The following is a 10,373-nucleotide window of genomic DNA, read 5'->3' on the forward strand; positions in this document are numbered from 1 at the left end:
CGACCTTTGCTATCACAGATGGCATGCAGCTTGGTATTCATGCCGCCCTTGGTTCTGCCGATCAGGCGGCCACGCCCCCCTTTTTCGCGGCCATGCTGGTCGCGGTACGATGTGCTTTCAGATAGGTCGCGTCGATCATCACGGTCTTTTCCTCGCCGTTTTCGGCTGCCAAGCCGACCATCATCCGAGCGAAGATACCTTTCTCACTCCAACGCTTCCACCGGCTATAAAGCGTCTTGTGCGGTCCGTATTCTTTGGGAGCGTCACGCCACCGCAACCCATTGCGATTGATGAAGATAATCCCACTCAGCACCCTCTTGTCATCGACCCGTGGCTTGCCATGCGACCGCGGGAAGAAAGGGGACAGTTTGGCCATCTGCTCGTCTGTCAGCCAGAAAAGGTCACTCATATCACCGCTCCGTTTTCCGAGCCGTGAATCATGCAGCGCTTTTAAAATCAATGCATCCTGACCCTAATCTGTCCCACAGGAGCTGACGAAAGATATTCATCTATTTTTGATTTTTTGACGGGATTGTTACTCCTTTGTCGCATTGCGCTTGGCTTCCGTTGCTGTGTGAAAATTGTTACAATGTCGATTATAGCTCTTTATCTCTCAGAACGTTGCAATTGCGGATATTGAATACGGATTTTTTAGCAGGGTTAGCTGCCAAATAATTTCACAAATATAAGAACTTACTAAACCTTACCGCCTAAGTATCAAATAGAAACTTAGCAAAAGTCTCGTCCCCCAAAAGAGAGGCCACGCATTTGTTCACCTTAGGTTAACTCACACGTTTTCAGTAAAATTTTATTCGAAACCCAGCCTGTTTTTGAGTTTCTGATCTTAATGGCATTCCTGTTTTTGGGAAGCCGAAAACGAATACAGATATCCATGGGGCACGGTTATGGAAAACAAGACTGAATTAAAATCCCAACCTGAACGATCAAGGCTACTTCAGGTTTATGAGACGGTTGTCCGCTTTGGCCCGATATCGCTGGATTGCGCTTTCCCCCTTGTGAAGCGATCTAGATCCGCAACGTTTCGGGCGTTGAAAACGCTCGAAATATCGGGATGGATCAGACGGACATTGAATGGGCATCAATACGTTGCGACAGCTACCATCGATGAGTTGTCCGAACAGGGCACAGTTTCCCTCCCTGAACTTGATAGTTTGTGTTTGATCTTGCGTGAATGTCGGAAGCAACACCGGCTTCAGATGCAGGTGGGCTTTTATATCACAAACCGGACCTTTCATCTTGTGGAATGCTCTGAAAGCGAGCTGCGCACTGATCTGGAACTCAGACCGGATCAGGCATGTATCGCCGGTGTTGCATTCTCTCTATTGCCGAAAGCAAGAAGAGACAAAATCCTTAGAGATATGATAGGTCAAATTGATCTGATAACTTGCGAGCAGATACGCGCGCAAGTGATTCATTACAACGCACAACTCATAGAAAACCAATATGTGTTAGAGGCCTGTGGCAGAACAGCGTATATTGGCCTCAAAAGCCCGGCAGGCCAATATGGTGCCCTGTCGCTCACAGTAAGACCAGGCGCCAGCACGCATTCAATAAACAAACACGCCAAGGCAATCACTCACATCCTACAACAAAACAATTTCATTCCGCGGGAATCGGCCCTCTGACCCAGGGCAAGGTTGAGCTCTGGAAGCATCCTCTCAAGAACCGCATCCTTTTGGAAACTACTAACTGCCCGGTCGCCTCCAACAGCAGATCAATGCTATCGTCGACCACTACAATCAGATGCGCCGGAGCAGGCACCTGAATAATGCCTTCTTCGCAGGTTCGGCAGGTATACTTTGGACGGCGGGTGACGATCACCCGGAACTGGGCCGGGATGATATCGAACCGCTCGCTGATATTCTCGCCAATCACTTGCCGGTCAGCCCCACAGTCGCAGATCGTACTGTCCGGCTTGACTACCTCTTCGATACGCGGAAGATGCCCTGGTAACGAGCCCTGGTTGGCTTTGCGTGGGCGGGGTCGGCGTTCGATCAAGCGGTCGTCTGCGCCGTCCTCGGCTTGGATCGCGACCGGCGCCGTCTCAATGTCTTCAAACGCCAACTCGAATTGCTCCAGGCAGACCTTTTCGGACCTGACCCCGAACAGGGCACGCTTGTAGTCAGTGACCAACTTATCCAGCTGAACGATGCGCTCCTCTTTACGAATGATCACACCAACCTGCTGGTCAGCCCGCGATTGCGCGGCCAGCACCATCGCCTTCAGGGCATCAATATTATCGGGAAGATCAGCCGGGTGCATCATGGCGTCAACCTACCACGCCCACCCGGCTGATACCTTTGCAAAACGGAGGCCGAGTCACTCCGCCGCAGTTGGCGGGCGCGTTGTCAGCCCTTCACTTTCTGCCAGTCCAACCTCGCAAACAGCGCTTCAAACTGAGCATGGTTCAACGACATCAGACCATCCCGGATCGCGGGCAAGGTAAAAGTCCTTTCCTCAAGCCGCTTGTAGGTTATCACCAATCCAGTGCCATCCCAATAAAATAGCTTTAGCCGGTCAGCCCGTTTCGAGCGAAAGACAAACGTGTCCGTCCGGTGAAGCTGACCTAACGGGTTAGGTAGAGGGGGCTAAGTGTCCACCATTGATAGTGGATGGGGTGGATGGCTCCGGCTTCAATCGGCGTCGCAATGCGCCATAGTGCAGTTGATATCGACTGCTATGAGAGGAGCCATCCAATGCAGATTACTACAATTGGTCTCGATCTGGCCAAGAACGTTTTTCAGGTCCACGCCGTAGCAGCAGACGGTTCGGTTATTTGCAACCGTTCGCTACGGCGTTCACAACTACTTGCGTTTTTCCAGCGTACGCCGCCTTGTCTTGTTGGCATGGAGGCCTGTGCGACAAGTCATCATTGGGCCAGAGAACTGACCGCTCTTGGCCACGATGTTCATTTGATCCCACCGACTTACGTTAAGCCATATGTGAAACGCGGAAAGTCGGATGCGGTCGACGCTGAGGCGATCTGCGAGGCCGTGACCCGCCCGAATATGCGCTTTGTTCAGCCTAAATCCCGCGAGCAACAGGCTGTCTTGTGCCTTCATCGTGCGCGGGAGTTGATCGTTCGGCAACGGACGCAGATCATCAATGCCATTCGCAGTTTGCTCGCAGAGTTCGGTGTCACAATTCGCCAAGGCGTTCCCCAGATAATGTCGTTTGCAAAATCAGTGACATGCGATCACGCAAACTTACCCCATTTGGCGCAGGAAGTTGTTTCCAACCTTTGCCACCAGCTTTTGTCTCTTGAATACCGAGTTCGCTGGTACCAGCGCAGAATCGACCGGCACAGCCGATCAGATGAACGCGCGAGACGGCTGTTGAAAATTCCTGGAATTGGTCCTGTGACGGCCTCCGCCATTGTCGCTACAGTTGGTGACGCGTCCCAGTTTAGGAATGGAAGGGAACTTGCTGCATGGGTCGGCCTCACCCCGTTGAATAGGTCCAGTGGCGGTAAAGAACTACTGGGAAGGATCACAAAGATGGGAGATCGGTATCTTCGAAAATTGCTGATCGTTGGGGCGACGTCGCGCCTCAAATCAGTCAAGTCCGGAACAGACCGTCAAGATGCATGGGTGAATATGCTGATGGAACGGAAACCGTTTCGTCTGGTATCTGTGGCGATGGCCAGCAAAACAGCCCGTATCGTCTGGGCCGTGTTAGCAAAGAAGGAAGAGTATCGCCACCAACCTGCGTAAACAACAACCAAATATGGAATTTGCAAGACCCATGAAATGATGGAGCAAGAAGTCAGACCACAGGCTGAGACAACCCGATTAGGTGTCCAGGGGTGATACCCCGTTTAGTGGAATGGGACTGAGCCTGCGGAACCCATCAAGGCCAGCGACAAGCTGTCGCGAAAACAGGCCGAACACAGGACTGCTTCTGAACAAAGCCCATCAAAATGTCTTGCAATGCTGGAGCCATCCACACAGGACACCATGAGGCACTCTATGAGCAATCGGGAGAAGCGGTTTTGGTCGGATGAAGAGAAGCGGGAGATTTGCCATCAGGCGTCGATGGCTGGGGTTTCTGTTGCCCAGGTTGCGCGGCGTTATGCGGTGAATGCCAATCTGATTTTCAAATGGCTTAAGGACCCTCGGTTTGCGCCGGATGTGATTGACGTGGCGGCTGAGCCAGTCTTTTTGCCGGTTGAGATCAGTTCCGAGATGCCAGGGGCGTTTGACCCGACGCTTGCCACTATGGAGCCGACGCCTGCGGCAACTCCTTCCGACCGGATCGAGATTGAACTGTCCGGAGGGCACAAGATCAGCGCCGAGGCCAGGTTTGATCCCGAGGTTCTGGCCTGGGTTCTCAAAGGGATCATCTCTCGATCCCGGTACCGAACAACACGCGTGTTTGGTTGGTAGGGGGTGTCACGGACATGCGGCGGGAGTTCAACACGCTGGCAGCACAGGCCGAGAAGCTTCTGACAGAAGACCCTTATTCCGGCCATCTGTTTGTCTTCCGCGACCGTCGTGGCTATCTGCTGAAGATCATCTGGTGGGATCAGCAAGGAGCGTGTCTGTTCACCAAGCGTTTGGAGATGCGCAAAGCCGATGCGGTTGTAGAATTGGGGATAGCGCTCCAGCTTTCGTTCAAGACCGGGCCTGCCGATGGGGATTACACTGATTCCTATTCGGTCGAAGATATCGCGCACATGTTCGGGTGAGCAGCCTCATCTGACTGGTCCACGTTGATTGTTAGTGCATCATCGGCCTGTAATCCATCGGGATGATGGTTTCTGGGGCAGGTGGGCGATAGCCCAGTGCACTGTGGGGGCGTTTTGTGTTGTAGTGTTTCCCATTGACCGACAGGTGATTGGAACAATCACCGAGAGGTTCCATTGTTCGATCAGAATTTGAGCTTCGCGTAGGCTGTAGAAGATTTCGCCGTTGAGCAGCTCAATCCCTGAACCTGCCGTTGAAGCTTTCACAGTATCCGTTCTCCCACGGGCTACCAGGTTCGATGTAAGCCGTCTTGGCACCGACGGCAGCAATCCAGTCTCGGACAGCCTGGGCGACAAATTCCGGCCCATTGTCAGAACGTATGAAACTCGGCGCGCCGCGAAGTATGAACAGGTCTGTCAGGACGTCGATTACATCGGTTGAACCGCCCCGGGTTTACCGGAGACTTTTTTGTTCAAGCCTCAGGCGACCTTATCAAGGGCGTTCATGTTTGCACAGAATGCATCCTCCACTTCTTGTGGCGGCCGGTGCCCGATGGCACCGTGTAACCGCTCGTTGTTGTACCAGTTCACCCAGTCCAAGGTTTCCCATTCGACCTGTGCCACCGTTTTCCATGTGCTGAAGAAGTTGATGACTTCGGTTTTGAAGAGGCCAATGATACTCTCGGCCAGCGCGTTATCGTAGCTGTCTCCGACGCTGCCGACCGACGCGTCCATCCCGGCCTCTACCAACCGCTCGCTATAGCGGATTGACAGGTACTGGCTGCCCCGATCGGAGTGATGGATTAACTCGCCTGCTTGAGATGGCATGCGTTGGCAAATCGCCTGGTTCAGCGCATCCAGCACGAAGCCGGTCGTCATGGTGGTGGAAACCCGCCAGCCCACGATCTTGCGCGCGAACACATCGATGACAAAGGCCACGTAGACCATCCCCGCCCAGGTCGACACATAGGTGAAATCCGACACCCAGAGCTTGTTGGGGGCATCGGCCGTGAACTGCCGGTTAACCTTGTCTTGCGGGCAGGCCTGCGCAGGATCGGGGATCGTGGTCCTCTTGGTGCCACGTGTCACGCCTTGCAAACCAAGCGCCCGCATCAATCTCTCCACGGTGCAACGGGCGATCCTGTACTCTTCCCGGCGGAGCTGGTGCCACACCTTGCGCGCGCCATACCGGCCCTTGCTGTCGTCAAAGACACGCCGGATTTCCCGCGCATCCGCATCGTCCTTCCTGGCCCGATCAGACGCGCGATCGGGGTCGCGTGTGCAAGCGACATGCGCGTAGTACGTCGATGAAGCGATCGGCAGGACACGGCAGATCGGCTCGACTCCAAAGACGTCACGGTAGGCGTTGATGAAGCCGATCATTTCCGGAACGGGCGGTCGAGCTCCGCCTGAGCGAAATAAGCGGAGGCCTTCTTCAGAATCTCATTGGCCGTGCGCAATTCCTTGATCTCACGCTTCAAGGCCTTCATCTCAGCTTTCTGCTCGCTGGTCATCCCATCGCGTTCCCCGGCGTCGCGCGAGGCCTGGTGGCACCAGCTGCGCAATGTATCCGGAGAACAGCCAAGCTTGGGCGCAATCGCCTTGTATGCCGCATTGTCACTAGGATAATCTGCTCGATTATCTTCGGCTGAATATTTCGGATTTGTTTTTTTCTTCTCCATAGGGTTCATCTTTCGAGAGTTTTACTCTCCGGTAAACCCGGGGCGGTTCACCGCTGGAGAGTGGTCGAGCACTACCAAGTTTTTAGCGTGCTGAACTTGGTTACCCGCGATGGTGGTCGCGAGGTGCCGGGCCTGTGGAGCGTGCTGTGAAAGTCAGCGCCTGATGCGAAGACCCGGGTTATAGTGCTCGGTTGGTCCTGTTGCCCGACCCACATTCCGGCGCTCATGAAACTGTATCATTCCACCGAATGGCACAAACAGCTTGATAGACCGCCGAAATCTGCTGAACTTGCTATCATACACAGGTCACTTGGGAAATGTCAGATCAAACCTCTCACGGGCTCGTGTTTGTATACTGCTATGCGGATGTGCCAGTCAGCGTACGCCAAAAAGTGAAGCCGGAGTAAATGACTACTCAATCATGAAGAGGCTGAAGCCGTGAGTCAGCATTACACGTCATCTGTGTCTCAAGTAAATCATAATCTGCGTGCTGGGGTCATGATACAGGAGAAGGATTTCAAAGGCATCAACCGCGCCCAAATGGAGCATGAGGCCGAACTCAGGCGGAGGATACTGGCGCTAAACAGGCGCGTACTCGGGGATCCAGACGGGCGCAGCGATCGGCATATGAGGATCCTGTGTATATTCTCCACCGTCTTTCTGATCCTGTTCGGAGTGTACATAGTGCTGTTCACACAACCTGTATCGGACCCGCCAGCTGTGCGCCCGGTGGAAATCGGGGAAAGGAGCGCAGAATGAGCCGGTTTCAGTAGCAAAATTAGAGCGCAGCGTTAGTCATCTGATGGCAATTGGTGTTGGTGAATCATAAGGCCAGCAGTGAGATTGAACGGAAGACCTTAGCCTGTGGCGTCGCATGGTAGATTTTGTTTAGGCCACCAAGTTCCAGAAGAGAGCCTTCGGCAAGTGGTCGGAAAAGACTGAGCAACTCGGGCTGGCGCTGGATGATCTGTAGGTCGCCATGGCAGAGGCGGATGAAGCCAGTGCTGCGATTGGAGATGCCCTGGAAGATCGCAAACCGCGCCGTCGCCCACGGATATTGAAAGGTGCATCGCGTGAGCGCCGGGAACTCGACCGCGGTGGCAATTGCCCTGATTGCGGCGGTGATTTGCGGGTGATCGGGGTAGGCGTCAGCGAACTGCTCAAACCTGATCGCTGTGCAACTCAAGGTGATTGAGATTGCCCGGGTCAAAAAGTCCTGCTGCCGCTGAGAAGAAATCGTGCAGGAGCACGCAGTCAGTCGCCCGATCACGCGCAGCATGGCGGGCCCGGGCCTGCTGGCCTACATTTTGACCTCGAAGTTTGAAGATCACGTTCCGCTCTATCGCCAGCATGAAATCTTCGGGTGTATGGGCGCGGATATCCCCGATACGACCTTGGTGGACTGGTGTAGCGGGTGCCATGCGGACTCTGGCTTTTGCTTGATATAATCGAAGCCGAGATCATGGCCAGCGAGCTTTTGCATGCAGATGACACCCGATCCGGGTATTGGATTACTCACGCCGGGACAAAGGGCTTGCCAAAGGCGTGAAGCAGGGCCGATTTTGGACCTTTATCTGAGATCAAAAACCTTGAGCCGGGCAAGCTCCGCCTAGGCTATCTATTACTTCTCGCCGGACCGAAAAGGCTAACATCCCCGCGAACATCTCGAAAACAGCTGCTGGATATATGGCAGGTTAATTTAAAGTGTTTCGAGGAAAACCTGAATCGGGTGATTCCCATGGCGGTCATTGTGATTATGGGATGGCCCGCCCTTTCGGCGGCGACTGATGTACGGTCGCCTTGATCAGAAAGGAAAGGAGCGGACCGATGTCGATTGTTACCGTTGGGATTGATCTGGGCAAGACCGTTTGCAGCGTGGTTGCGCTGGATGAGAACGGTGCTGTTGTATTGCGCAGACGGCTGCGTCGTACTGGGCTGGTCGATTTTGTGTTAAAGCTTGACCCGTGCGTTGTCGCGATGGGGCCTGCTGTGGGGCACATCATCTTGGACGCGTTTTTGAGGCGGCGGGGTTCGATGTGCGCCTGATGTCGCCGGAATACGTCAAACCATATGTGAAAGCGCAGAAGAAAGATGAGCGCGACGCGGAGGCAATTGCCGAGGCAGCGACGCGCCCGACAATGCGGTTTGTGCGGATCAAGAGCCAATCTCAATCTGACGTGCAATCTTTGCACCGCGCGCGGTCCCGTCTGGTGTCGGAACGCACAGCCCTGATCAACCATTTGCGATCCCTGCTGCTCGAGCGCGGTATAGTTGTCGCGCAAGGGCGCAAGAAGCTTGAGGATGAGCTGGCAGTGTTTGCTGATGAACAGTACCCTGATCTCTCGCCGCGTATTTGCCTGCTTGTGGAAGATTTGCGCGTCCAATGGCGTGCGCTGGACCGGCGGATCGCGGCGTTTGACTCAGAATTTGTGAAGATGGCACGGGACGATGCTGCGGCGCGCCGGCTCATGACCATCCCAGGCATTGGCGCGATCAATGCGAAAGCATTTGTTGCTGCTGTCGGAGGCGCCGAGGCTTTTGCGCGAGGCCGCGATCTGGCGGCTTGGCTGGGTTTAACCCCAAGACAGGCCACGACGGGAGGGCGCCGAAAGTTCCTGGGGATATCAAAGCGCGGCAACCGATATCTGCGAAGCACACTGATTCACGGAGCGCGAGCCGTCCTGCACCGCTTGATCCACGAACCGTCACGGCTGGGTGCGTGGCTGCGGGACTTGTCTCCCGGGCACACAAAAACGTTGTCGTCATCGCCCTGGCAGCGAAGCTGGCCAGAACAATCTGGGCCGTGCTTAGGAAAGAACAAGACTACCGATCTGCGGCGGCATGAGAAATAAGGAAGCAGGCGCGCGAACCCCATCTTGGCCGGGGACGGACCCCGAGACCAGATACGTTGATGCAGACTGAACAGAGCTTGAACTGAAAAACACCTTGCAGACCGGGCGGGCCATACGTTCATCCTGTTTGGGAGGGTGGATTATGTCAGCACCTTTGCCATCAGCGCTTCGGGCACGGTTTCAGCGATACATTGAAGAAGGACTAAGCGGACGCGCGGCGGCGTTGCGTCTAAAGGTTTCGCCTGCGACGGGTGCCCGCTGGGCGCGTCGGATCAAGACCGGAGGTCACTCGGCACCTGCGCCTCAAGGCCCCTCGCGATACAGGCAAGCTGGCCCCACATTGGGCCATCTTCCAAGAGTTGGTGAGGCAAGACCCGGACATTACGCTCTTCGAACTGAGAGACGCCCTTGCCGATGCGGAAGGTGTGCAGGTACATCATTCCTCCATCGCTGATCTGTTGCTCCGCCTCGGGTTCACGAACAAAAAAGTCGTTGGTCGCCGTCGAACGCCGCGTGCCAAAGTGAGACAGTAACGGGTCGAGTGGTTCACCTATCGCGCACCAGCCATCGCAGCGGTTTCTGAACGCGTTGTCTTCATTGGCGAAACTACTGTGAAAACCAATCTCACCCGTCTGCGCGGTTGAGCCACGTGCGGCGAACGGCTGACGATGGATGCCCCTATTGGCAGTTTGGGTGACACAATCCTTGATCGCGGGCCTGGCCCATGATGCACTGATCGCTCCGTGGGTCATCAAGGGTACAACGTGCGATCCTGCCTTCGCTGCCTACATCCGCGAGGTGCTGGCACCAGAAATTGAACCTGTGACGGCGGTAATCCTCGACAACCTCGCCACGTATCGCAACAAGGAAGCCGCCCAAGCTCTGCGGGATCACGTCTGCTGGTTCCTCTACCTGCCGCCGTACTCGCCTGATCTCAACCTCATCAAACAGGCCTATTCGAAACTCAAGGCCCACTTACGAAGGATCGGTGCCGGAAACTTCACCGAAGGGTTTAACGCAATCGGGGAAATCTGCGATCCCACCGAGTGTTGGAACTATTTCAAGGCTGCCGGCTATGCAGAGGTGGTTCGGTTCGTTTGAACAGTTTCGAGCCGTTTCGTAAGTGGATTTCCC

Annotated in this window: 7 protein-coding genes, 6 pseudogenes and 1 other annotated feature; of the genes and pseudogenes, 7 read left to right on the plus strand and 6 right to left on the minus strand. The window is 54.9% G+C overall.

The features are described from left to right. A pseudogene (locus tag GOW16_RS22145) lies at positions 1–409 on the minus strand (IS5 family transposase); the annotation flags it as partial. Between the two features lie 496 nt (positions 410–905). Between GOW16_RS22145 and GOW16_RS22150 the strand changes: the two are divergent. Continuing rightward, positions 906–1,646: a hypothetical protein gene (locus tag GOW16_RS22150; RefSeq protein ID WP_170419696.1), complete on the plus strand. Its 741-nt coding sequence runs from the start codon at positions 906–908 to the stop codon at positions 1,644–1,646. Between the two features lie 112 nt (positions 1,647–1,758). Here the strand turns inward: GOW16_RS22150 and GOW16_RS22155 are convergent. Next, a pseudogene (locus GOW16_RS22155) lies at positions 1,759–2,286 on the minus strand (IS66 family transposase zinc-finger binding domain-containing protein); the annotation flags it as partial. Positions 2,287–2,369: 83 nt separating this feature from the next. Then, positions 2,370–2,567 (minus strand): annotated as a pseudogene (gene tnpB / locus GOW16_RS23125) (IS66 family insertion sequence element accessory protein TnpB); the annotation flags it as partial. Positions 2,568–2,717: 150 nt separating this feature from the next. On the opposite strand from tnpB (GOW16_RS23125), the gene GOW16_RS22165 reads away from it, so the two are divergent. From GOW16_RS22165 to tnpB (GOW16_RS22175), 3 genes are all read left to right on the plus strand, one after another. Beyond that, entirely contained in the window at positions 2,718–3,734 is a 1,017-nt protein-coding gene (locus tag GOW16_RS22165) for an IS110 family transposase (protein ID WP_170419700.1), read from the plus strand. Positions 3,735–3,989: 255 nt separating this feature from the next. Further along, positions 3,990–4,406 carry an IS66-like element accessory protein TnpA gene (gene tnpA / locus GOW16_RS22170; protein WP_170419702.1) on the plus strand — a complete coding sequence of 139 codons (417 nt, stop codon included), beginning with the start codon at positions 3,990–3,992 and terminating at the stop codon, positions 4,404–4,406. A gap of 14 nt (positions 4,407–4,420) precedes the next feature. Further along, complete coding sequence (tnpB, locus tag GOW16_RS22175; protein WP_170419705.1) at positions 4,421–4,708, plus strand: IS66 family insertion sequence element accessory protein TnpB; 288 nt, start codon at positions 4,421–4,423, stop codon at positions 4,706–4,708. A gap of 31 nt (positions 4,709–4,739) precedes the next feature. Here the strand turns inward: tnpB (GOW16_RS22175) and GOW16_RS22180 are convergent. Continuing rightward, positions 4,740–5,135, minus strand: a pseudogene (locus GOW16_RS22180) (integrase core domain-containing protein). 50 nt (positions 5,136–5,185) lie between these two features. Continuing rightward, positions 5,186–6,387, minus strand: a protein-coding gene (locus GOW16_RS22185) for an IS3 family transposase (protein WP_438826281.1) whose coding sequence is annotated in 2 segments (ribosomal slippage) — positions 5,186–6,120 and positions 6,120–6,387 — 1,203 coding nt in all. Because the reading frame shifts where the segments join, the coding sequence is not laid out codon by codon here. Next, positions 6,014–6,130 (minus strand) — a sequence feature (AL1L pseudoknot). (Overlaps the previous gene by 117 nt.) A gap of 898 nt (positions 6,388–7,285) precedes the next feature. Between GOW16_RS22185 and GOW16_RS22890 the strand changes: the two are divergent. Continuing rightward, positions 7,286–7,977, plus strand: a pseudogene (locus tag GOW16_RS22890) (IS66 family transposase); the annotation flags it as partial. A gap of 237 nt (positions 7,978–8,214) precedes the next feature. Further along, positions 8,215–9,232, plus strand: a pseudogene (locus GOW16_RS22200) (IS110 family transposase). Between the two features lie 279 nt (positions 9,233–9,511). Here GOW16_RS22200 and GOW16_RS22685 read toward each other — a convergent pair. Beyond that, positions 9,512–9,676 (minus strand): hypothetical protein, encoded by a 165-nt coding sequence (locus tag GOW16_RS22685; RefSeq protein WP_217354715.1) that lies wholly within the window; start codon positions 9,674–9,676, stop codon positions 9,512–9,514. Between the two features lie 256 nt (positions 9,677–9,932). Between GOW16_RS22685 and GOW16_RS22205 the strand changes: the two genes are divergently transcribed. Then, positions 9,933–10,340 carry a transposase gene (locus tag GOW16_RS22205; protein ID WP_170419711.1) on the plus strand — a complete coding sequence of 136 codons (408 nt, stop codon included), beginning with the start codon at positions 9,933–9,935 and terminating at the stop codon, positions 10,338–10,340. The last annotated feature ends 33 nt before the right edge of the window (positions 10,341–10,373 follow it).

Source organism: Ruegeria atlantica (assembly GCF_013033965.1).
Taxonomy (GTDB): domain Bacteria; phylum Pseudomonadota; class Alphaproteobacteria; order Rhodobacterales; family Rhodobacteraceae; genus Ruegeria; species Ruegeria atlantica_D.